Raw genomic sequence first — 223 nt, forward strand, 5'->3', positions numbered from 1 at the left:
ACCCATTTCTGAATATTCCCCTGTTTAATCAATCAATAAACCACTTATATTTAGTGTCTCCATGCAAAGCGGCATTTATTCCCGTTGCTATTTCGGTTGCATTTACCGCTCTATCCAAGAATGAATCTATATAACTGCTCTTATTTGCTCCTGTCAATAGATTATACAATTTCCACATACTAATATCATTCCCCAAGCTCCCAAAGTTCTTATCATTGATATA

General features: G+C 35.0%; 1 protein-coding gene. It reads right to left on the minus strand.

Annotated elements, in window-relative coordinates:
- Positions 1 to 28 precede the first annotated feature (28 nt).
- On the minus strand, positions 29 to 223 hold a 195-nt coding region (locus HMPREF2794_RS12780), incomplete at its 5' end, for a DUF3871 family protein (RefSeq protein WP_139147251.1).

It is taken from the genome of Bacteroides sp. HMSC067B03, assembly GCF_001811315.1.
GTDB classification, from domain to species: Bacteria; Bacteroidota; Bacteroidia; order Bacteroidales; family Bacteroidaceae; genus Bacteroides; species Bacteroides faecis.